The following is a 20,535-nucleotide window of genomic DNA, read 5'->3' as shown; positions in this document are numbered from 1 at the left end:
GCCCCTCGGCTCCGCCCGGACACCGGTCCCTGTCGGTCCGGTCCAGGACCCGGGTACGGGCGGCCAGGGGCGAATCCGGGCGTCATGCTCGCCTCCAGGACTCGGGGACCGAGACGAGGACCGGGCGCGCCAGGTGTTCCTCGGCGGGGGTGCCGATGGCGGCCAGCACCGCGGCCAGCTCCCCGCCCGGACGAGGCAGGATGTGGCCCCGGCGCAGGCGCCGCCCTGGGGTGGGCGGACGCACTCCGGCACCACGGAGGCGTTCCCGGCCCGGCCGGCCCAGGTTGGTCCTGCTGCGGGGGCCGGGGTGCTCCAGGATCGTGAGGACCTCGACCCGGTCCAGGCTGCCTCGGCGGGTCAGCTCCACGGCCTGTGCGGCCCGATGGTGGGCCTTCTCGGCCTGGTACGCGTTCACGCTGGACCAGGCCAGCGCGTGCGCGGTGCCGTGCGGGGAACCGAGTTGCCGAAGCCACGCCACCGCGGCCTCAGTCCGGTGCAGCGACCCGAGAGAAGACGCCTCCTCCGGTGGCAGGCAGGCCGCGGCCGCGCTCAGGGCGAGGCCGGCGTGGGCCCCGGCCTCGAGGTCATCCAGCGCTCCGAAAATCAACTCCGGCAGGTACAGCAGGAGCGCGGCACCCACGGCGTTTCCGGCGAGGCGGGAGAAGGTCCCGGCCAGCATGGTGTGCCGGGCCAGTCCGTGCAGGTCGCCGAGACGCTGGTCCAGGACCAGGGCTTGGTTGAGGCGCTGCCAGGCCATCCGGTGGTGACCGGCGCGCCAGGCTGTGCGGGCCAGCATGTCCAGCGCGGCTGTGCGGGCCCGCTCGTCCCCGGCGCGGCGGGCCGCGGTCAGGGCAGCGCGGGCGTGGGTGTGCGCGGCGCGGGTGTACCGCGCCTGAGTGCTCTGCCGCAGGACGGCGGCGGCCTGCTCCGCGAGCAGGTGCGCCTGGGCCGTGTGGTGGCCGCAGGCCAGGGCTGCCCGCGCACCCAGTTCAGCGACCCGAGCCCAGTCATCCACGCGACCGCGGCGGGCGCAGACCCCGACGGTGGTCTCGGCCAGTTGCCAGACCAGCTCGTGCTCACCGGCCCGCGCCGCCTCGGTCATGGCGCGCAGCAGCGGGCCGCACAGGGTGTCCATGGTGGTCAGCGCGAGGGCCCGCTCGGCCGGTTCCGGGATCGCTGTAGTGGCCCAGCGGGTCTGGCCGAGGGTGAACACGCGGGCCAGCGCAGCGGTGAAGGCCGGGACCTGCCAGCCGAAACTGCCGGCGGCACCGGCGAGCATCCTGATCCGGGTCAGGATCGTGCGGTGCGAGGCCGACGGTGACGTGTGTGAGGCCGCGAGCGGGGACAGCCTGCGGCGGAAAGGATCCAGCACCACATCGACCCGCACGGCGGCCTCCAGCAGGGCGGCCCGCGCGGTGCTGGCGGTACGGCTGTCCCGGGCCATCGCCGGCGGCGCTACCCTGCTGGAGGCCGGGCCGGCGGGGCTCATCGGGCCTCCTCCGCACTGGTGCGTGCCCGGCGCCGCCGCAGGGCGCGCACCGACAGGGGCGGCAGCGGGCGCCGGACACGCAGGTGCTCGCTGAAGGTCGCCGCGTCAACCCCGCCCTCGAGCAGGCGCTGCCACAGTTCTCCGGTCGGGCGCGGTACCCGCATTGCCACGCCCTCCCTGATGCCGGGAGTGACCGGGCGCCCGGCACCGCGCAGGCGCGCACGGTCGTCCCGGTCCTGGTCGCGGTTGGCCGCTCGCGGGCGGGGACCGCGCTGGGCCAGGATGCCCAGGACCTCCCGATGGTCCGGGGTGCCCTCGGGTGCCAGGTCCAGGGCTTCCTGACGCCACTGGCGTTCCTGGATGGGCAAGCCGTGCTGGCGGGCGCTGACCGCGGACCACGCCAGCGCCTGCGCGGTGCCGTGCGGAGAACCCAGCGGCCGGAGCTTGCCCACGGCATCCTGCGCCCAGCGATGCCCGGTGTCGAAGGTGCTGGTGTGGGGATGGCGGATGGCGCCGATGGCCAGCTCCAGGTAGGCGCTGGCCACCGCTTCGTCATCACCGAGCGCGGCACCCAGCACCCGCGCTTCGTTGAGGTTGAGCGCCGCCGCGACCGGGTTGGCGGCCACGGCGAATCCCGCCAGGCGCACGGTGCGGCTGGCCAGACCATGCAGGTCGGGCAGGCGCCGGTCCAGCGCGGCCGCGGTGTGCAGATGCCGCCAGGCGACGCGGCGGTGCCCCAGGTTCCAGGACGCGGTGGCCATCAGCTCCCTCGCGGCGGCCACTGCGTGGCCATCACCCACCGCGCGGGCGGCACGCGCCGCGGCCCGGCCGTGGCCGCGGGCGGCGCGGGCATGCCGCGCCTGGGGACCGTGGCGCAGCAGCGCGGTGCCCAGACTGATCCGCATCCACGCCTGCGCGCCGAAATCTCCGCACGCCCACGCCGCCCGCACGCCACCTTCAGCGGCCCGCTGCCACTGGGTAAGCAACCCGCGCCGGGCACACACCCCCTGGATGACCTCGGCGATCCACCAGACACGGTCGTGCTCGCCGCGCTTCTCCGCGCTGGCCTGCTCGGCGAGCAGGGGGCCGAGAAGGGATTCCAGCTGTTCCAGGGCATCCGCGCGGGCTGCCGGGGACTGCGGGGTGATCACCCAATCGCAGTTCCCTGCGGCGAACACCGCGCTGAGCGCGGCCACCAGTCCGGGATGGTGATGGCCCAGGAACCAGGTGTAGTCGACCAGTTCCGTGACGACCTTGACGACCTGGGCGGGAGAAGCACTGGCACCGGAGGCCACCCCGATGGCCAGGGGGGACACGCGGCGGCGAAACGGATCCAGGACGAAGTCCAGTTCGATCGCCTCGCGCACCAGCGCGGAACCGGCAGGGACTGCTCTCATGGCTACTCCAAGACGACAGCGGGCAGGTGGGCGGGGTGAGCTGGTCAGGTGGTGGGTCTGGCCGCGGTCAGCGAGCCGGGCCGGTGTCCTCAGTCCCGCCAGCCACCAGGCGTGGCACGGACCCGGGTGGCGGGCGCTCATCCGGGACTCCGCTCTGCCACGGACAACTCCACGTCCCGGGCCAGGCCGGGCCGACCGGCCTCGTGACAGAGCCGGAGCGCCCGGGGCAGCAACTCGCGGGCCAACTCGGGGGCAGGACCGACCGCCGCACAGACGAACTCGGCCAGGGCAGCGGCGTGGTGGCCGGTGTCGCCCTGGTCCTGCAGCGTCCCCAGGGCGGTGCCCGCGGCGGCCAGCGCAGCGGTGGTGCACCCGCGCAGGCGATGCAGGCGGGCAAGCTGGATCCGCGCCAGCGCAGCACCGACCGCGTCGCCGGTCATCTCCACCGGCGCCCTGCCCGGACTGGGTTCCTCGCCGCTGGCCAGCAGGGGCACCGCGTACTCCAGCTCAGCAGTGGCTTCGGCCAGGCGGCCGTGATCGGCGAGGGTGAGCGCGCGAGCGGCGCGGCACGTGGCCAGGGTGGCCGGCTGCCCGGCACGCTCCGCGAGCGCGACGGCGCGGGTGTGGGCAGCCAGGGCGGCGGCCAGGTCACCGGCGGCGCGCTGAGCGTGGCCGTGAGCAGCCAGGGCGCGCGCACCAGCAGCCTGCCTGTCACCGCCGCGAAGCCCGGCAGGCTCGTCTGGGTCCAGCGGGCCGGTGTCGAGGAGCGCGGTGAATTCCGCGGCGGTGACTGAGCCCAGGGCCAGCAGCGCCGCCGTGGTGAACTCGGTGAATTCGGTGTCGTCGCGCCAACGCCGGTCCGGCAGGGGGCTGGTGAGGCAGGCCGCTTCCAGCAGCCGATGGTGCCGCCCGAACAGGGCAGCCAATCCCTCGGCCGCCGCGCCGATCGCACTGGCCGGGCCGTACATGCCCACGTTCCAGGCGACCGTGGCCAGGTGGTGCAGTCGGTCCTCGTTCGCGGCGAACCACGTGGCTGCGTCGGTGGCGGCGGTGGGCTGCTGCTGGTGGTGGAGGGCCGTCTCCAGTTGCCCCACGACCTTCTGGTAGCCGGTGAGCTTGTCCCGTAGCGCTGGTCCCGGCAGCACCAGCGGGTCAGGAGATGACATCGGCACGGTGGACAGGCGGTGGCGGATCATCGGCTGCTCGGTGCCCCCGTCTGGATCTCCCGGGAGATCCGGGTAGACCGGTGCGGCGAATCCAGTGGCCTCCAGTTCGGCCAGGACCAGTTCGGCCGTGGTCTCGGAGCGGTCGGGGACATAGGGGGCGAACCGCGCGTAGGTCAGTTCCACCGTCTCGCCCGGCCGGGCGGATGAGGCGGTGGCGGTGGTGGCCGAGATCAGGCTGTGGTGGGCCAGCGCGGTGATGCTGCTGCTGTGCATGGAGCGGGATCCGTTTCCAAGGTGGCGATGGCCGCCGCGGATGGCAGGCATGCTGGGCGGGGCCGGGGTGCGGGTCATCGCGGACTCCCGGCGAACCGATAGTCGTGGCGGTCGGCACCGGAATCTGGTGCAGGGCACCAGGTGTGTCCCGCGAGGTCGTGGTGGTCCGGCTCTGGGGGGAGCAGAGCCGGACAACCGGCGAACACCGGCCTGCCGGGGCGCTCGGGTTCGCCACGCCGGTGTGCTGGAAGTGCGGACCGGTCCGCACGGCGGCAGCCCGAACGGCACTGCACCACAGGGTTCTGTCCACTATGGACACTGTGGTTTCGTGGTCGGCGCTGAGGCTCGGGTGAGGTGTTCCCCGGCCGCTCGTGGGGGTCCGTGCCGGCAACAGCAGGCCCCTGCGCGGCGGCCCGCCCCGGCCCGAGGGTGTGCGGTGGTGGGGTCGGTTGCTGGGAACCGGGCACGCGGCGACCGGCCGGCGGTGTCATCGGGCACCTGCCGGGGCGAGCACAGCGACGGTGACCTGTGTTCTCCTCACCGTGTCCAGCAACCCCGGCCGAGCCAGGACCTCGTGGGGGTGGCGCAGAGCCGGGCTGGACCAGGTGTCGGCGTCAAGCGGGGTCCAGCGTGACCCCGCGATCGCGGCATGCTCGGCCGGGGTCAGCACAGTGCAGGGAAGGTCGTGCTGGCGGTAGGCCTCGACAAGAGGCGGTTCCAGGCGATGGGCCGCAAGGACAAACACGCTGCCGATGGGTAGCAGGGACGCGGCCTCGGCCGTGACGTCGCGCAGTTCTCGTGCGTGCAGGCCCGGCAGGGTCAGCACCAGCGCGGCCGGTCCAGTTCGGTCGAGAAGCCCGATGGCTGAGATCAGGTTGTTCAGCACCTCGTCGGTGGCAGCGCCGAGGGGCTGCACCAAGGTCGTCACGGCGGGCCGGTCGCCGGGGTCGGCGTCGTGGTCCTCGGGCCGCAGCAACGCGCCAGTGGATTCGTCGTCGCACAACACGATCCGCCTCCGCCACAGAGGTTGGCTCCCCGGGGCGCTGTGCCAGCTCAGCGCGACGTGCGGGCCGACCTCCACCAGTTGCCGCAACGCGCAGTGGCGGTGGGCGTAGCGGAGAGCGAACGACGCGCACAAGGTCATCGCGGTCACCCGGCGAGGCAGGGACGGGCGTGCCAGGGCGATCGAGTCGGCCGCGTCGCGGTCGATGGGGGTGCTGTGCTCGCCGCCGAGCAGCCAGTCGTGGACCCGCGCCACATCAGCTGGCCCGGTACCGGGGGTGCTGGTCGTCATGACCTGCGCTCCCGTCCACCAGCGGCCTTCAGCCGTCCCCGCGGTGAGGCGGGGACGAGTTCGGCGAGGGTGACCTGACGCAGGGCCTCATCGCGCACCACCGGCTCCAGCCCGCGCCGCAACCACGCAGTCCACTCCGCGTGGGGGATGGGCTGCCACCGCTCGCCCAGGACCTGCGCATGGTCTTCGGGTGCCATGGCGACGTAGTCCAGGCCGCGTTCGGCGTAGGCGGCCGCGGCAGCGGGGTCCGGGATGTGCGTAGCCAGGATCAGCAGGCTGCCCGCCGGAGCGAGCCCGGCGATCGAGGCGCACACGCTCCCCAATTCGGCCACGGGCACGGTCGGCAGGACCAGAGTGAGCACCGTCGGCGCCTGGCTGCACAGACCGCTGGCGGCGCTGGCCAGGTTCGCCAGCAGCGCCTCGACGTCCTCGCCACGATCCAGGACGCGGGCACGGTTCGGCCGGGTCTTGCGCCCGTTGGCCAGCAATGCCCTGTTGAAAAGGTTGTCGGCACAGCAGGTTCTCTCCAGTAGTGCCAGCGGCGCGGTAGTGGCGGTGACCGGCAGGTCCAGCAGGAGGTGGGGTCCGATCTCCAGCCACCGGAGCACACCGCGGGTGCCGGCGTGCAGCAGCGCGACCTGCACCCACCAGTGCAGCCCGCTGATCCTCCAGCCGAGAGCCGGGCTCGCCCTGCCGATCGTGCGCGCCGCAAAGCGATCGACCTCCCAGTGGAGCCCACCGCCGCGCAGCGCATCGTGCACGCGGGCAGGATCGGCCTGGGCCACGCCCAGTCCCACGGTCTGCAAGATCCGGCTCATGCCGCCTCGCCGGGAGCCCAGATCAGATCCTCGTAACGCAAGGAGGACAAGGCGTTCAAGACCGCGGCGTCGGGAGCCAGCAGTGCAGCTACGGCGAGCTGGATCTCCGGCAGGGACGGCGCGCGATCGGTGGCGGACGGGGCTTGGCAGCGCACGCGGTAGCCGCCGCAGCCCCGGTCGTAACAGACCGCTACCTCCACGCCGACAGTCGGCCGGAATCGGGCGGCCAGCACGCTGGCTAGCCGCCGGGCGGCCCGAGCCCGCGCGCTCACCGTTGCTCTCCCGGCGATCTACTGGCCAGTCCTGTCTGCGTGCACGCGGCGTTGAAGGGCACCCGGCAGGCGGGCAGGCTGCACACGCGGTCCGGGGTGAGTCTGGTGAAGACCTCGGCTTCGGTCAGAGCGAGGGCGCGCGGGCGCAGGATCGCGCTGACGCGACAGGCGGCCTCGCGGTCCGCGGTGATCGCGTGCATCGAGGGCGGCGAGCAACGGCTGAGGCGGCGGATGATCCAGAAAAACCCGGCCAGGCGCCCGTTGCTGCCGATGCGCAACGGAGCGAAGTGCCTGCCGTAGAACGTGTTTGGTGTGATGCATGTACACATTGGACAGTCCACTGGTCGGTACCTGGCTCATCTTTCAGCGGTGCGGGCGAAGGTAAGCCGGTGAGCGGTCCCGATCCGGGCCGCCTTTCGGATGGTTTCAGTGACACAGCGGCAGTCCTCGCGCGTCAGGCTCGGCCACCGGAGCCGCGCCCGGAGAGCTTCGGGGCTACGCGCACGGACTACTGGACTAGTTGTCGACTGCCACGATGTGAAGGCGGCAGCCAGGTCATCCTGAGCACTGCGGCGGAATCGGCGGCACTTGTGACACCGCGGAGCGCGACTGGCCTCTGAAGCTGCTTGACAGGGATCATGATTGATTCTCCAGATCGTCTGGTACTCAACGGAATGCGACGTTCACAGGTTCCTGATCAAGCAAGACGAGAGCACCGTGAGCACCACGGCGAACTGGCCGACGACGGCGGCGGCGATACGCGGTTGAACAATCGGCGGACGACTGGGCACAGGACCAGAGTTGGCGAATGCCGCAGCGGTGGCCGCAGTGGTTACGGCGCCTCCGATACCAGCCGCTGCCAGCAGGGTCATGGCGTCCCAGGGGCCGGGGTGCAACACCAGGGTGGGAACAAGCGCGGCGACGGCACCCAGCCCAGAGACCACGAACCCGGTCTTGGTGCCGTACCGCGTGGCCTCACGGCGGTGATAGCTTTCATGATCCGGCACAGGGATCTCCTTGGTAGTACGCCACATCGAGGGCTGATCCCACTTCAGATCGGGAGGCGTGGAAGCGGGGCCGTGTAGCGGGGGATACCGCCGAGCGGTGACCGGTGGGTTGGCCGCCATCTGCAGAGTCATCGAGGGTTCTCCGGGGTCCGGCCCATTCGGCCAGCAGCGCGTCGTCGTGGAGGTGGCCGGACAGCGCCCACTCCAGCGCAAGCCGCTGTGGCACCCGGTACCGCCAGAGGACCTGTTCACCTGTTGACAGGCCGGTCCACAGAGTGTTGAACCTGACGACAGTGCTGTCACCGAATGGCGGCAAGGTGATCATGACTAGACCCGTGCCGTCGATAGCACTGCTGATTGAGCGTTCCTCCGCGCCGGGCACCTGAACCTGCATGGCCCGATTCCACTTGCGATTGCAGGTCAGCAGCACCAGTAGCCACTGCTCGACCGTGACCGGCGGCCCCTCGGGGGCGATCGAGATCCTCATACAGTCGGCACAGGGGCGCGGGCCGAGGCCTGGGCAGATATCGATCTCACGCCGCCACATCGGGCCCAGCCCGCACAAGGTGCGGAGGTCTCGGTCGGGAAGATCGGGCAACGAGTTGTCGGGTTGCTCGACGAAATGCACCCGTGGATCCGTCCGGTTCAGGCCAGGCAGGATCCGGACGTAGGTGAAGAGCAGATCTTCCGGCCGGAGCGAGGACGCGATCATGCGCTCACCGCCGTTGCGTCCAACTGCTGGCGCCGCGCTTGGGCGATACCCGATCGCAGGGCCCTGCGGAGTCGGCCGACGCACAGCGGCTCCAGAACCAGCACAGTGTCATCGGGACGACTCGTGGTGGGCGCGATCAGGGCTACCTGCAGGCGCTCGGCCTGCACTGTCAGATGGCGGATGCTTCCTGTGCGATCGGCGTACCGGAGGTCCACGGACACCCCGGTGGGGCCACATAGCGCGCGCTGGGCAATGTCACGGAGCACCTCACGCAACAGGACGGCCGCTGGCACGGGCAGAACTACGGAGTCCGAGCCCGGGAGCAGCAGAGCGATGTCGTTGTACGGCGTGACGCCTACGGCAGCGGCTCTCCGGCGGCCGCGGCCATCCCGGCACGGAATCTCAGCGGATGTCGCAGCGATCTTGGCGAGAACGCTCATCACCACTCCCGGTCGCTGGCCTGGAGGTGACGAAGCTGCCCCGGAGGGAAGCAGGTCAGCTTCGCCACTCGCGTCGAGCCGGCAGGGGCTGATGAACGTTGGGGGTGGTATCGCCCCGCTACCAGGTCGACTACGGTTCTCCCGCGAACCGCAGTCCTATAGTAGCTTTTGTAGTAGCTAATACAGTAGCCCTACTGGGTGGTGTGTGGTGCCTGCACACCCAGTGACCGTGCACACTGATGTCACGCTGAGTACAGGCGCGACGGAAGGTGGCTCGGTGACGGTTCGCGACGACGTCCTCGCCCGCAAGTGGCTGGTTGGGGTCGAGCTGACCAACTACCGCGCGGTGACCAAGGTGACGCAGGCAGCGGTAGCCAAGGCTCTGGGCATCTCACAAAGCATGGTCAGCCAGTACGAGAAGGGCCTGCATTTCCCGGAAGACGAGCAGATCGCCACCATGCTCGACTTCTACGGACAGCCCTCCGACGTCGCGCGTCGCCTCATCGATCTGGCGAGCTGGCCACCACCGGAAACCGACTGGCTGGCCAAGTGGAGCAGGCTCATCCCGGAACGGAACAGGATCTTCATCGGCTGCGAAGGCTTCGCGAGTGCGGTGTTCAGATACCAGCCGCTACTCATCCCGGCGATGCTGCAGACGGAGGACTACTCCCACGGCATGACCGCAGGGTCTGCGCGGGTACGCCCAGCAGATGCGAAACGACTTGTCGAACTCCGCATGGCCCGCCGAGAGCGCGTACTCGACGGCGACCTCCACTTCACCACGGTGATCGAGGAGCACGTCCTTGATCGTCCCGCAGGCCCACCGGCGGTCATGGCCGAGCAGTTGCGGTTCCTGATCACCATGGCCGAACGCCCCAACGTCGATGTTCTGATCCTGCCGACATCTGTCGGAGGACACGACGCGCTCGATGGCCGGTTCGCCACGCTGTCGTTCAACACCAGCAACGGCCAGCGCTCGGCCGGGCCGGTGGTCTTCATCGAGATGCTCGGCGACGCCAAGTACGTCACGGATCATGCTCGAGTCCAGCCTTACACTGACGTAGAACAGCAGATCAGAGCCATCGCACTGTCCCAGAAAGCCTCCATTGAGGCGATTGCCGCACGCCTGGCTGCATGAGATCGAATCGGAGGAACCCCCCTCATGGTCCCCGCGACAAGTGGTGGTTGGCGAACGTCAAGCTTCAGCAAGGATGGTGACGAGTGCTTCGCCGTGGCGCCGGCACCCCTAGGCATTCAGTTCCGCCACAGCCGCCAGCCTGACGGGCCGATCTTCCAGTTCACAACCGAGCAGTGGCTGATGTTTCTCGCGGAGGTGATTTCGGATCAGATCACCAACACCAACGGTGCCGTGCACGTCTCCGCTGATGCCGACGGCTGGACGCTGTGCGAGTTGACGACTGGCAAGCTGCTGAGCTTCACTCGCGGCGAGGTCCGGGCATTCCAACAGGGGGCTCAGGCGGGGGAGTTCGCCTCGGCGAACCTGGTCAACGTGGTGCAACAAGCTGACTGAGGGGGCAGGCCCAGCGCCAGAGCGGGACATGGACCGAACTCACCTTCGCTCCGATCGGCTGAGGCGGCTCCTGCCTCCGTCACCGCGCCCGACGGGGTGGCGGTGCGCGGAGTTCTTCGCTGCGCACCCCTGGCGACGGCAAGATCGCCGAACTCGACTAGGCCTACGCCCTGATCGCCGAAAGGCTCCGCGACACCTACGTCTCGATTCGGGCCGCTCGGTAGCATCGGGGCTTCGCGGCCTGGCGCTGGCGTGCCATAGCCGCAGGCCGGAGGCCGGTGCCACCGCGGACACGTTCACCAGCGCCCAGCAACGGCTGCGGGGCAGCGGCCGGAGGTCGCCCCGGTGGACTGGTACACCCTGGAGGAACTGGCCGCGCTAGTCCAGGATCGGATCAAGCCACTGCTGGTGGCGCGGCTGCATGCGGCGGGGTGGGCCGCCGAGCACGGCCAGGTGGCTCAGTGCAAGAGGGCCACCGGATCGGTCCGGTATGAGCGCCCTCGGCGACTACGCCACTTTCGCAGGCGCGCTGGTAGCGGCGGTGGCGGTGGGTGTCGCCAGTTGGGCGGCGTACTCGGCGAAGAATCAGGCCAAGTACGCCCAGCGGCATGCTGAGGCTGCGGAGGCGCAGATCGCGCTGATGCGGCAAGACCGTCAGGACCGGCGGACCCTGCAGTTCGCCCTGACTGCGGTCCACGCTGCCGGCGAGATCGGGTCATGGGCCGCCCGGCTAGCCTTGACCATGGTCAGCGGACCACCACTGGAAACGGTGGTTCTGACGGCGTCCGGCCCCTGATCACCGGCATCCACGATCCGCAGCGCTGGCAGCGCGGCGAGGCCGACAGCCGGGCTGATGTGCTCACCGGGCTCCGGTCCGGCCACACCGCCACGATCTACCTCGCCTGCGAGGACGGATACGCCGACAGCTCCAGCATGCTGGAGCTGGTGTGCCGGGAGCAGGGTGGCGACGGCGACTCCTGGACGCCGAGCCTCGGGTTCGTCATCGCCCCCGCCCCGCCGCCGGTCAGTCCACCGTGGGTGTGGCGCGGCTGAGCCGTCCGGGTCACCGCCGCACACCGGCCTGACCGAGGTGATGGCGGCCTAGACGGCGATGCAGCTCGTCGCCGTGGCCGTCGGCGCGCAGCAGCCAGGCGATGTCCCGCTGTGCCTTGGCTACGGGATGGCCGGCCTGATAGACCTCTGCGCCGCAGAGGAGCCCGGACTGCTCGGCGACCTGGTGGGCCAGGGCAACGGCGTGGGCCTTGATACCGCAGCTGAATACCTCGGCGTCCGAGTGCCCGGTCTCGGCGTACACGGCGGCGGTCGCCGCGCCAAGCAGCGCGGTGTGGAGTTGGGCGCGGGCGGTGCCGAGCGTGCACAGCGCAGTGCCACCATGCTGGAGAGAATGCCACCCCGGCCCGGCGGCGGAGCGGGACCGGATACGGGTCTGGCCCCGGAGTTGCCCCATGTAGGCGGTTTCCGGGGCCAGAACCGATAAGCGCAGCCTCACTGGCGCGAGGACGGTCGGCCAGCTAGCCGTCTGCCGGGTGCACCGGTACCGGACCAACCCTGCAAGATGCAGGGACAACGTTCCGAGGGGACGCAGGTCAGCCGGTTGCCCGGTAGTTGTTCTCCACGAGGTGTGGAGGGGACAATCCTGTCGCGGTCGTGCGCATGTCGCCACACGGTCGCCGGAACACCTCCGCTGGCGCGGAGCAAGGATTGCCATAGGTAGTGTAGCGCGGCTGGCTGGCAGTAGCCTGCGACGACCTCCGACGGCGGAGGAGTTCTCCGCGGATGACGGAGAAGCAGCATTCGAGGCGGCTGACTGTGCTAGCTGTGGCCACTCGGTTGGCGGGCTCAGCTCGAGCGAGGTCCGTGCTGAGCTTCGCGGCAGTCCGGGCATCGGCACTGGCCGTGCCGCCAGGCTCCGGCGGTGCCGTGGATCAGCCCGGGGTCACGCCCGGCCCTCAGCGCCTCATCCAGGTCGTCTCGCCACTGCTCATCGACTCGTCCCTGGCCGTGGAGGGCTTGCTGGGTCAGGCCGTATTCAGCGGCGACAGAGGTGATGCGGCCGCCAGCGGCGATGTCAGCCAGTATCGCCTCCCGCATCTCCTCCGGGATCCGGGCGCGGTCCCGCCGCCAGATCCGCGTGTCGTCGGTGTGGGCCTGGGTGCAGTCCGGGCAGTCGCATCCGGCACGCCAGCCTGACGGTGTGCCGCAGGCGGCCACCGGCGCGGGCCGCGGACTGCGCTTACGCAGCCAGTCCCGGATCGTGGAAGCCTTCCACCGTGGACTCCCTCCCACGATGCGATCCGGCACCGGGATCCGGGACTGGGTGATATAGCGGACGACGGTCTTTTCGGCCAGACCGGAGCGCTCGGCGGCCTCGGCGACGGTGAGGTAGCGGGTCATCGTGGGCCGGCCAAGGCAGGCCAGGCGCGCTGGCAGCGGTGGGGCATAGTCGTCCTCCGGGACGCGCGAGGGTGGCGGTGCCACCCCGCGAGTGCGGGGACAACTCGGTCACGGCCGAGGCCGTTCCGGATCTGGTCGGGAAACATCCCCACTGGCGTGGGGCGAGCCCACTGTGGTGGGCGCTGCAGACCAGTACGGCCGCGCACCATAGGCGACCGCACTAGGCACTCTACCGGTGTGGTGGGGCCAGGGCTCGTACTTCATCTTCAACGTTCTGCAGCTGAGGAAGGCCCTCTCGGGTCGGCGTAGCGGTGGGGCATCGCACGGGCATGGTGTTGCACGCCACCGAGGTGTGTCCGTCAAACCCAACCTGTCCCGCACTGGTGCCTGTCCCGGGTTTCCTCGGTCGCCGCGTGGCTGCCCGGCCCGAGTGCGCGCTGCCGCGCTGGCTGGTCCCAGTCTATGTCGGCAGGCGGATCGAGCAGGTCTGTGTCATGGGTCCTTGTTTCGTGGTCGGGTTCGTCCTGGTCGCTGCGCCCGTTGGGCGCCGTTGCCGCGGCGTTGAGGTTCGGAAATCCGAGTCAGGATCCGGCCCGAGCCCGCGCGGGACCAGGGTCAGGTCCGTGTTTGCGACCCGCGCTCTTCTGGTGCTCGCGGGCGGAGTACTCGCTGGGGCACCAGGTTCCGGATCTCTAGCGGTGGTATCGCGCTGCCCTGGCCCGATTCGACGAGGTAGGACACCAGGCCGGCCCAGTATCCGTCGCTGGTACGGAGCCAAGCGTGCAGGTGAGCGGGAACGCGCCTGGTGAGCACAAGGCCGTGTCGTCGGACAAGCATTACGTGCGAAGGCGAGTCGTTGAGGAAACCGTGCCAGTACAGTTCTGCCAGGTCAGCCCACACCGGTACCGCGGGGCCACGAATCCGGGCCAGTTCGGGGTTCACCTGCACCTTGAAATCGAATATGTGTTCGATTTTGGGTGGTGTGAAGATCGTTCGCAAGTCCGGCGGCGTGCTGTTCGAGCCAGCCGGCCCCGGCTCGGCCGCGATCTCACCGAGCAACTGGGCTCAGCGGGCGCTCCGGTGCGCAGGACAATGCTGCCGACCGCGGCCGAAGTCAGGGAAACGTCTACTGATCAGGTCCTATCGGACCATGCTTGAAAGTCTCCGAGTCACCGGGCAAACCTCACGTCGAGCGGAGGTCGCCTGGGTGGTGCCGTTGTTGCGGCCCCTTGGGGCACGATACTCAAGTCAGCCGGATGCGGGGTTCCAACTACTCGAGTTCGGGTAGGCGGGCTCCTGCCTGACAACAACCCGGCGTCCCGAGGTCGGCGTGTCGCGCACTCTCGCCCGGCTGGGGCGAGGCAGATCACGTTGACCAGCGATCTCCAGCAGCGTTGCTCGCCTCGCCCGGCGTACCGCGGGCGGGTGCGGCATTAGGCCGCACCCGAGGGAAAGGCGGCCCAACAGGCCGCCCAAAGTATGGGCCTTACCGGCCCATACAAGCATGACAGCCTTCATGCTTTTCGCCCTCCTTTGTGCAGGTCAGGGCCGCGTTCGCCCGATTGGTCGCCGGGAATTTCCCACACTATTTCTGGACGCTTAGCAGACCCCGCGCGGCCTGGTTCGGTGTCTCAATCCGGCGGTGCGAACACCGTGGACTCCGGTTGCACGCCCTGGTTCGCTAGCCGGTTAGGCAGCGCAGCCACAGTCGTGGCCACCGTGGTCAACAGGATTCCCGGGTAGCTGGAGACCGCGGTCTCGAGTGCCTCAGCTAGCACTGCCTGCCGTCCGGCCGTCACTCTGGCCGTCACCACGGCCACGAAGATCCGGCACCACGGCCACTGGTGCGCGAGCTGGCCGTAGTTGGCGATGTGACGGGTGAGGTTCGGGTAACGACTACGACGTTCGATCTCTAGGGCCACTACCAGCAGGCCGGCTTCGGTACCGAAGCCGACCAGGCCGTCCGGCAGGATCCAAGGTGACTCCGCACCGGCCAGTTGAGTACGACGGGCGAGCCGGATCACGCCAACGACGTTCGGGCAGAGATCGGCGATCTGTAGCACCGAGCGGAGCAGCATGTGGTCGTGGTCCTGATCCGCACGTTTTGGGTAGCGGGGGAGGTGCTCACCGGCCGCCCTGGCCACTGATCGAAGGGCGCGGTGGCCCAACTCGGTGCACAGCCACCGACCTGACGCTGGGCGAACAAACCGGACCAGGCGGTCGCGACGCCATTGGAGAAGCACCATGCGGACATCGCGCTCGTGCACCACTCGGCCCCACCGCGCGCCGGTAGCGAGAACCTCCTCTACCGCCTCCACGGCGATCACCGGACCTGCTGCCTGGCGGAAGACCGCGGCCAACGCTCGGCGCGCGACCTCCCGTGCCGACGTGGTCCAGTTTGGCGAGTGGGGTGGAAAGCACTCCATTACCTCCCGCCCGCGCGCTGTGAGCGCAAGCGGGCGCCGTGGACGCCCGCGTCCCTGCTCGCTGGTCAGCCAGCCCACCTCGTACAGCCTGCGAAGCTGCCGACGGACCTCTTCTGCGTCCTGCACCGGCTGGCTGCGGCCAAGTCGGCCAACGAGATCGTCATCAACCCAGCCGACCTCGGAGATCGCCCACCACAGCGGCCGCCAGTCTGCGGCGATGACCGGCCGAGATCGTGGCAGAAGCAGGCCGACCGCGCGGGCGGTCTGCAGAGCCTGACCGGGGTACAGATCGGCGTCCATGACAAAGACAGTCGGCAGGGCCACGCTCAGCGCGGCCCTGCCGACTGTCACAGATGAGAGGTAGTCCAACCGCGAAGCGAGTGCTCATGCTCATCCTGGTCACCAAGTTCAAGGGCGGCGTCGGCGCCACCCACGTCGCCGCACTGCTCACCCACGGCCTGGCCCAGCACGCGCCGACCCTGCTCGCCGACTACGAACCACAGGGTGACGGCGCCCAGATCCTGGCCGTGCCCATCCAACCCGGCCACGGCACCGTGCGGCACTTCCTTGACGGCACCCGGCCACCGAGCCAGACCCTCCACGAGATCACCACCGCTCCGCACGGCTACTACCTCGCCCCAGACCGCCTGCTGACCCGGCCGACCGGGCAGCCGCTGTGCGACCCGGACCGGGTCCGCGCCGCCGCTGAGGAAGCCGGCCTGGCCTGGATCGTCATCGACACCGTGAAGTTGCCCGCGCCCTGCGCGTTGGCCTTCGTCGAAAGCGCCGACCTCGTCCTGCACGTGGTAGCCAACGCCTTCGGCCTGCGCACCCTGACCCACGCCCACCGGCAGCTGACCCGCCACGCCCGCGGCCAGGTGCACACCGTGCTCAACCGGATCCGCAAGGACCCCAGCGAATCGGCACTCCTGGACGAGCTCACCGCGACCGCCGACCCACGCGAGCTCCGGCTGTGCCCAGTACAGGTCAGCCACGACGGCTGGGTCACCAACGCCCTGCGCCACGGCCGATCCCCCTTCAGCGTGGGCAACGCCCGAACCACCCACCAGACCTCCGCCGCCCTGGCCACCTGGGTCCACGAGCAACTCCCCCCATCGAAGCGGGAGCACGAGAACCGGTGAACAAGCCCGTCGAGGATGTCGTCGACTCCGACCGCACGTCGGTGCTCGGCGACCTCGGCGACGGCACCGGCGACCGCACCGCTATCCCCATCCCGATCACCGCCATAACCCGATGCATCCAGGTCTGTGGCGTCGATGCCGACGAGGAGACCATCGCCGGCCTAGCCGACAACATCGACACCTTCGGCCTGACCCACCCCGTGGAAGTAGTGCCCAACAGCGACGACACCTGGACCCTGGTCAAGGGCAATGGCCGACTGCTGGCCCACCGCAGGCTCGGGTTGCCCACCATCCTCGCCTTCGTCGATCCCCGGCCGCTCACCGAAACCATCCTCGCCGAGGTCATCCAGACCCAGGCGTCGGAGAATGCCCACCGCAAACACCTGAGCATCTTGGAAACCCTCAACACCATCGACCGGCTGGCTACTCCGCCCTGCAACCGCGGCCGCAACGCCATCGGCCGGATCATGCACCTGCCCGAAACCACCCTCAAGCGGTACTGGCGGATCTACCGCGCCGTCCGCGACCGCCGGCCGCATTGGCACCCCGCAGTAGCTGCCTGGCTCAACACCGCCGACGCAACCTGGGCACAGGCGACTGCCTTCGCCGCCGACCCCGACAGCCAGAACACCTTCGCTGCCACCGGAACCCTGCCGGACACCACAACGACCACCACCGCCGAACCCGCCGTCGCTCCGCTGGCATCCCCATCTGCCGACCAACACGCACCCGCGCGCCCTTCGCCCGGATCGCCACCACGCCCCATGCCGCAGGGCTCCGCCCCGAAGGACGCGCTTGCCGTGGGAGGGGGGCCAATTGGCCCCCCTCCCACGCAGACCCCCTCGCGCGTGAGGGAGTTCGACCGGCTGTGGGATCAGCTCGTCACTGTGCTCAGCGACCTTGAGCGGCTCCGCAATCAGCTGCCCGCGTCCTCGGGTTCCCGGCTTTACGCCCTGTTGACCGCGGAGGCGCAGCGCTGGCGGGATGAGCAGAGGGAGCACACCACATGAGCCTGCGCACCGTCCTCTTCGGACTTCTGCTCGGCCTGCTCATCCCTGGCGGAGCCCAGTGGCACGCACAGAGGTTCCTCGCTGGGGCGCACTTCCTCGCGTGCGCCCTGTGTCTTGGCGTCTTCGCCTATCCACGCTTCGGCTGGATCACACTCATGATCATCCCCGTGCTGGCCCTGATCGAACAGGTTTTGTGGTGGCACACCGCACGGGCCCAGCCAAGAGCTTGACGGCGCGTTACCAACCTCCGCGTTCGCCTGTGGGCGGACTCGCACGTTGACTCGTTCACAGCGCACAACCGTCCATAACAGACGCTCCAAGCCAGGGAGCCGCGCTCCACATCGAAGGTGGTGGTCATCCCTGGCGGCCCATCCGGGTTCTGGCGCGCCAGGAAAACTATGCACGCAACATACGGAACATCAGGACTGTCCACTTCAGACCAGCTTGCCGGCCTGCAGGCCTGGGCGGTGAGTCGGTGGAAGAGTTGATTGTGTGCGCCCGCTGCAAAGCTGGCTGGGACATCGCCTATCTCCGCAATCAATCTGTCTCCCATCTCAAAATCAACGCGGACAGCGTGATCCGGCAGCTCGACATCATCGAGGACAGTCGGCCGAACAGCTCGGACCGGACCGTCAGCCAGGCCGGACGGGTGTACCCGTGGTCCACCAGCCTGACGCCTATCACCGATGCGTTCAGGTACTGGTGGCTTTGCGACTACGCCAACGAGGACGAAGTGGCCCAGGCAGCGGCACGCCTGGTGCAGGACGCCGCGTACCAGGCGACCTGTGAGGGCAAGGGCTGCCTGGACTGCGGCTTCACACCGTAGAAGCACGCGGTGCTCCTCTTGCCGTAGTTGATGAATCCGCTTTAGGCACGGTCATGCTCCCCACGCCAGGGGAACCACCCTCGACATCTCGAAAGGCGGTGCGACCCCTGGCGGCTCTCGCTCGGTGCCGTGGCCGTCGAGGCCACGGCACCGAGCGGAAGTCCTGGTGTGCCAGGGCATGCCATGCAATCAGATGCATTTCAACGGATGCTCACGCGGTGTCCGATCTTCGCCGACGCGCCCGCGCCTGCGGCGAGGACTCTCGCGGTCAACCTGGAACGCAGGAACTACGGTCGCGGCAAGCTCGTGTACGCCGAGGGAAAACGTTCCGACCGCATGTACATCATCATTTCGGGTCAGGTGATGCTCACCAGGGCCGCTTGCGACGTCAACGGTCACCGCCTTCTTGCCATTCGGCGCCCGACCGAGACCTTCGGCGAGATCGACTTCCTGGGGCACACAGTTCGGGCGACTTCAGCGGTGGCTCGGACTGACCTGTTCGTCCTTGCCATTGGTCGTCGCAGACTGCATGGCTGGATCCGTAGGCATCCGGAGGTCGGTTACGCGATGCTGCGGGAGTTATCCCGGGAACAACGCCGATCCTACCGCGAACTATGTCACCTGCGATGTGCTGACCTGCCCGGCCGCCTGGCGAAGCTGCTCTTGCAGTGCTGGAAAGACTACGGTGAAGTCCAAGATGACGTGTGCACCGTAAAGCTGGGAATGACTCACCGCGAACTCGCCGATCAGGTCGGTGCGTGTAGAGACCAGGTGCGAAGCGTGCTGGCGCGGTTTCGCCAACAGGGCTGGATCCGCGTGGACAACGGTGTCCTGTACATCCAGGAACCGGAGAAGCTGACCCGATACGTCACTGAACGTTAGGGCTCGCATCGGCACGTGGTGATCCATGTGCGCCGGGCGATCGTCCGCAACAGGCGCTCCACACCAGGGAGCCTCGATCCACACCGAAGGTGGTGGTCATCCCTGGCGGCCCATCCGGGTACTGGTGCGCCAGGAACACCATGAACGAACGTTACGAACTGGCGGTGCGGCAAACGTGACCGCGTTAACATGTTACCGATGCGGCAAGGTCTGGGACAGCAACTATCTCCGCACTCGCGGGATTCGCCATGTCTCGCCTGAGAATGTTCACATTATCCAATCGCTCAACGACATCGCCAAGGCGCTGTTGATTACCGAGCCTGTCATGCATACCAACGACTCGGTCTATCCGTGGGCTACTCATAATGCGCCGATCACGGTTGCGTTCAACTTTTGGTGGCAGAACGAAGCTGGGACTGGGGCTGAACTGCGCGCCGCCGCTGAACGGCTGGTCAGCAGCGCGATGCACTCCGGGCTCTGCGGCGGGCTTGGTTGTCCGAAGTGCGGATTCCAGTAACAGCAGTGTGATCCAGAGCTGTGCTGTTTCGCGACGGGCACCGGGTCCGGACCCCAGACGGTGAGATGCGCTGCGAACAGATCAGCTGCCGGGTGTTGCCGGACCCGTGATGGTCCGGCAACACCCAACCCCCAACTTCCGCGTTACCTACCCCACGGTGACAAGCCACGACCTTCCACGGCCCGCACCCGCCGGCCCGCCACCCGAGAGCGACCGCACCGGGACCGCAACAGACCGTCGGCCGCGCCGACGGCACACCTTCGCACGCGCCTGCCTGTTCGCGGCGGCACTGGCCGCGGCGATCGGGTCCGTCGTTACCCGCGATCTCCAGGGTGTCCCGCTCCGACTCGACGCACCGCAAGCCCAAGCACTGGACTACGTCACCAGAATCGACGCCTTGACCGGCCAGATCATGGACAACGACGTAGCGATGCGGGCAGTGCTCACTCACAACGCCCGCAACCTCAACACCGAACCGGTCCACCGCTCCCTGGGCACGCTGCGACAACTCCTACAGGCCGGAGTCACCGAACTGCGCACCGTAGGGGAAAACAAGAAGATCCCCGCCCAGTTCGGCGACAGCCACACCCGGTTGCTAGCCATGGCCACCCTGCTCGCTCAGCACTACGAGGCATTGCAGAAGGCGATTACCGCCAAGAACACGCAGGACCAGCACCAGGCACTGCTGGCGGCACAAACCCTGGACACCCAGTACGCCCAATCCCTGGTGGCCTACCTCAAGTCCTATCAGGACGGACTACGCCGGGCCGGCTTCACCCTCACCGAGGAACACCGATGAACCGACCCGCCGAACCAGGTCGCCATCACTGGCGACTTGACCCTGCCTTCGGCAGGCCAAACGCCGACAGGGCCTCACCTACCCCATCCGGCATCGAGCCGTTGGGCGACCCAGCCGCC

At 69.0% G+C, this 20,535-nt stretch carries 24 protein-coding genes; 11 read left to right on the top strand and 13 right to left on the bottom strand.

Going from position 1 to position 20,535, the window contains the following annotated elements:
* Positions 1-82: 82 nt before the first annotated feature.
* The 10 genes from MZC64_RS24130 to MZC64_RS24085 all read right to left on the bottom strand — a co-directional run bounded on the left by MZC64_RS24130 (position 83) and on the right by MZC64_RS24085 (position 8,868).
* A complete protein-coding gene (locus MZC64_RS24130) occupies positions 83-1,489 on the bottom strand; it encodes a hypothetical protein (RefSeq protein WP_247759593.1) in 1,407 nt (468 codons plus the stop codon).
* Positions 1,486-2,886, bottom strand: coding sequence for a hypothetical protein (locus MZC64_RS24125; RefSeq protein WP_247759594.1), 1,401 nt, complete (start codon positions 2,884-2,886; stop codon positions 1,486-1,488). The genes MZC64_RS24130 and MZC64_RS24125 overlap by 4 nt, the downstream gene beginning before the upstream one ends.
* 137 nt (positions 2,887-3,023) lie before the next feature.
* On the bottom strand, positions 3,024-4,325 hold the full coding sequence (locus MZC64_RS24120) for a hypothetical protein (protein ID WP_247759595.1): 1,302 nt from the start codon (positions 4,323-4,325) through the stop codon (positions 3,024-3,026).
* Positions 4,326-4,812: 487 nt separating this feature from the next.
* Complete coding sequence (locus MZC64_RS24115) at positions 4,813-5,619, bottom strand: SAM-dependent methyltransferase (protein ID WP_247759596.1); 807 nt, start codon at positions 5,617-5,619, stop codon at positions 4,813-4,815.
* Positions 5,616-6,437 carry a hypothetical protein gene (locus tag MZC64_RS24110; RefSeq protein WP_247759597.1) on the bottom strand — a complete coding sequence of 274 codons (822 nt, stop codon included), beginning with the start codon at positions 6,435-6,437 and terminating at the stop codon, positions 5,616-5,618. Before MZC64_RS24110 ends, MZC64_RS24115 begins: the two co-directional genes overlap by 4 nt.
* Positions 6,434-6,709, bottom strand: a complete 276-nt coding sequence (locus MZC64_RS24105) for a hypothetical protein (RefSeq protein ID WP_247759598.1) — start codon at positions 6,707-6,709, stop codon at positions 6,434-6,436. Before MZC64_RS24105 ends, MZC64_RS24110 begins: the two co-directional genes overlap by 4 nt.
* Positions 6,706-7,038, bottom strand: coding sequence for a hypothetical protein (locus tag MZC64_RS24100; RefSeq protein WP_247759599.1), 333 nt, complete (start codon positions 7,036-7,038; stop codon positions 6,706-6,708). The genes MZC64_RS24105 and MZC64_RS24100 overlap by 4 nt, the downstream gene beginning before the upstream one ends.
* Before the next feature lie 354 nt (positions 7,039-7,392).
* Positions 7,393-7,716 (bottom strand): hypothetical protein, encoded by a 324-nt coding sequence (locus MZC64_RS24095; protein ID WP_247759600.1) that lies wholly within the window; start codon positions 7,714-7,716, stop codon positions 7,393-7,395.
* The gene (locus MZC64_RS24090) at positions 7,703-8,428 is read right to left on the bottom strand and encodes a hypothetical protein (RefSeq protein ID WP_247759601.1); all 726 of its coding nucleotides are present in this window, start codon (positions 8,426-8,428) and stop codon (positions 7,703-7,705) included. The genes MZC64_RS24095 and MZC64_RS24090 overlap by 14 nt, the downstream gene beginning before the upstream one ends.
* The gene (locus MZC64_RS24085; RefSeq protein WP_247759602.1) at positions 8,425-8,868 is read right to left on the bottom strand and encodes a hypothetical protein; all 444 of its coding nucleotides are present in this window, start codon (positions 8,866-8,868) and stop codon (positions 8,425-8,427) included. The genes MZC64_RS24090 and MZC64_RS24085 overlap by 4 nt, the downstream gene beginning before the upstream one ends.
* 277 nt (positions 8,869-9,145) lie before the next feature.
* Between MZC64_RS24085 and MZC64_RS24080 the strand changes: the two genes are divergently transcribed.
* The 4 genes from MZC64_RS24080 (at position 9,146) to MZC64_RS24065 (ending at position 11,452) form a co-directional block, all read left to right on the top strand.
* A complete protein-coding gene (locus MZC64_RS24080; RefSeq protein ID WP_247759603.1) occupies positions 9,146-10,006 on the top strand; it encodes a helix-turn-helix transcriptional regulator in 861 nt (286 codons plus the stop codon).
* A gap of 24 nt (positions 10,007-10,030) precedes the next feature.
* Positions 10,031-10,399: a DUF397 domain-containing protein gene (locus MZC64_RS24075; protein WP_247759604.1), complete on the top strand. Its 369-nt coding sequence runs from the start codon at positions 10,031-10,033 to the stop codon at positions 10,397-10,399.
* 490 nt (positions 10,400-10,889) lie between these two features.
* The gene (locus tag MZC64_RS24070) at positions 10,890-11,195 is read left to right on the top strand and encodes a hypothetical protein (protein ID WP_247759605.1); all 306 of its coding nucleotides are present in this window, start codon (positions 10,890-10,892) and stop codon (positions 11,193-11,195) included.
* A gap of 59 nt (positions 11,196-11,254) precedes the next feature.
* Positions 11,255-11,452 carry a hypothetical protein gene (locus tag MZC64_RS24065; RefSeq protein ID WP_247759606.1) on the top strand — a complete coding sequence of 66 codons (198 nt, stop codon included), beginning with the start codon at positions 11,255-11,257 and terminating at the stop codon, positions 11,450-11,452.
* Between the two features lie 10 nt (positions 11,453-11,462).
* On the opposite strand, the gene MZC64_RS24060 is transcribed toward MZC64_RS24065, so the two are convergent.
* From MZC64_RS24060 to MZC64_RS24050, 3 genes are all read right to left on the bottom strand, one after another.
* A complete protein-coding gene (locus MZC64_RS24060; protein ID WP_247797742.1) occupies positions 11,463-11,867 on the bottom strand; it encodes a hypothetical protein in 405 nt (134 codons plus the stop codon).
* 392 nt (positions 11,868-12,259) lie between these two features.
* On the bottom strand, positions 12,260-12,814 hold the full coding sequence (locus MZC64_RS24055) for an AlpA family transcriptional regulator (protein ID WP_247759608.1): 555 nt from the start codon (positions 12,812-12,814) through the stop codon (positions 12,260-12,262).
* A gap of 1,631 nt (positions 12,815-14,445) precedes the next feature.
* Positions 14,446-15,540, bottom strand: coding sequence for a hypothetical protein (locus MZC64_RS24050; protein WP_247759609.1), 1,095 nt, complete (start codon positions 15,538-15,540; stop codon positions 14,446-14,448).
* A gap of 53 nt (positions 15,541-15,593) precedes the next feature.
* Between MZC64_RS24050 and MZC64_RS24045 the strand changes: the two genes are divergently transcribed.
* From MZC64_RS24045 to MZC64_RS24015, 7 genes are all read left to right on the top strand, one after another.
* Positions 15,594-16,382 carry a cellulose synthase operon protein YhjQ/BcsQ gene (locus MZC64_RS24045; protein ID WP_247759610.1) on the top strand — a complete coding sequence of 263 codons (789 nt, stop codon included), beginning with the start codon at positions 15,594-15,596 and terminating at the stop codon, positions 16,380-16,382.
* Positions 16,379-17,392, top strand: a complete 1,014-nt coding sequence (locus MZC64_RS24040; protein WP_247759611.1) for a ParB N-terminal domain-containing protein — start codon at positions 16,379-16,381, stop codon at positions 17,390-17,392. The genes MZC64_RS24045 and MZC64_RS24040 overlap by 4 nt, the downstream gene beginning before the upstream one ends.
* Positions 17,389-17,622 (top strand): hypothetical protein, encoded by a 234-nt coding sequence (locus tag MZC64_RS24035; RefSeq protein ID WP_247759612.1) that lies wholly within the window; start codon positions 17,389-17,391, stop codon positions 17,620-17,622. The genes MZC64_RS24040 and MZC64_RS24035 overlap by 4 nt, the downstream gene beginning before the upstream one ends.
* Positions 17,623-17,867: 245 nt before the next feature.
* Positions 17,868-18,218 (top strand): hypothetical protein, encoded by a 351-nt coding sequence (locus tag MZC64_RS24030; protein WP_247759613.1) that lies wholly within the window; start codon positions 17,868-17,870, stop codon positions 18,216-18,218.
* A 129-nt stretch (positions 18,219-18,347) separates the two neighbouring features.
* Positions 18,348-19,100 (top strand): Crp/Fnr family transcriptional regulator, encoded by a 753-nt coding sequence (locus MZC64_RS24025; RefSeq protein ID WP_247759614.1) that lies wholly within the window; start codon positions 18,348-18,350, stop codon positions 19,098-19,100.
* Between the two features lie 175 nt (positions 19,101-19,275).
* Positions 19,276-19,617, top strand: a complete 342-nt coding sequence (locus MZC64_RS24020) for a hypothetical protein (RefSeq protein ID WP_247759615.1) — start codon at positions 19,276-19,278, stop codon at positions 19,615-19,617.
* Between the two features lie 397 nt (positions 19,618-20,014).
* Positions 20,015-20,416, top strand: coding sequence for a hypothetical protein (locus MZC64_RS24015; protein ID WP_247797741.1), 402 nt, complete (start codon positions 20,015-20,017; stop codon positions 20,414-20,416).
* Positions 20,417-20,535: the final 119 nt, after the last annotated feature.

The organism is Crossiella sp. S99.2 (assembly GCF_023094165.1).
Classification (GTDB): Bacteria; Actinomycetota; Actinomycetes; order Mycobacteriales; family Pseudonocardiaceae; genus Crossiella.
The sequence above is the reverse complement of the archived record's forward strand: the minus strand, read 5'-3'. Positions and strand labels throughout refer to the sequence as shown.

Excerpts from the sequence above, each read along its gene's own strand:
- MZC64_RS24090 (WP_247759601.1), bottom strand. The coding sequence starts at position 8,428 with ATGATCGCGTCCTCGCTCCGGCCGGAAGATCTGCTCTTCACCTACGTC.
- MZC64_RS24045 (WP_247759610.1), top strand. The coding sequence starts at position 15,594 with ATGAGAGGTAGTCCAACCGCGAAGCGAGTGCTCATGCTCATCCTGGTC.
- MZC64_RS24125 (WP_247759594.1), bottom strand. The coding sequence starts at position 2,886 with ATGAGAGCAGTCCCTGCCGGTTCCGCGCTGGTGCGCGAGGCGATCGAA.
- MZC64_RS24085 (WP_247759602.1), bottom strand. The coding sequence starts at position 8,868 with ATGAGCGTTCTCGCCAAGATCGCTGCGACATCCGCTGAGATTCCGTGC.
- MZC64_RS24070 (WP_247759605.1), top strand. The coding sequence starts at position 10,890 with ATGAGCGCCCTCGGCGACTACGCCACTTTCGCAGGCGCGCTGGTAGCG.
- MZC64_RS24060 (WP_247797742.1), bottom strand. The coding sequence starts at position 11,867 with ATGGGGCAACTCCGGGGCCAGACCCGTATCCGGTCCCGCTCCGCCGCC.
- MZC64_RS24110 (WP_247759597.1), bottom strand. The coding sequence starts at position 6,437 with ATGAGCCGGATCTTGCAGACCGTGGGACTGGGCGTGGCCCAGGCCGAT.
- MZC64_RS24100 (WP_247759599.1), bottom strand. The coding sequence starts at position 7,038 with ATGTGTACATGCATCACACCAAACACGTTCTACGGCAGGCACTTCGCT.
- MZC64_RS24035 (WP_247759612.1), top strand. The coding sequence starts at position 17,389 with ATGAGCCTGCGCACCGTCCTCTTCGGACTTCTGCTCGGCCTGCTCATC.
- MZC64_RS24055 (WP_247759608.1), bottom strand. The coding sequence starts at position 12,814 with ATGACCCGCTACCTCACCGTCGCCGAGGCCGCCGAGCGCTCCGGTCTG.
- MZC64_RS24115 (WP_247759596.1), bottom strand. The coding sequence starts at position 5,619 with ATGACGACCAGCACCCCCGGTACCGGGCCAGCTGATGTGGCGCGGGTC.
- MZC64_RS24075 (WP_247759604.1), top strand. The coding sequence starts at position 10,031 with ATGGTCCCCGCGACAAGTGGTGGTTGGCGAACGTCAAGCTTCAGCAAG.
- MZC64_RS24050 (WP_247759609.1), bottom strand. The coding sequence starts at position 15,540 with ATGGACGCCGATCTGTACCCCGGTCAGGCTCTGCAGACCGCCCGCGCG.
- MZC64_RS24130 (WP_247759593.1), bottom strand. The coding sequence starts at position 1,489 with ATGAGCCCCGCCGGCCCGGCCTCCAGCAGGGTAGCGCCGCCGGCGATG.
- MZC64_RS24120 (WP_247759595.1), bottom strand. The coding sequence starts at position 4,325 with ATGCACAGCAGCAGCATCACCGCGCTGGCCCACCACAGCCTGATCTCG.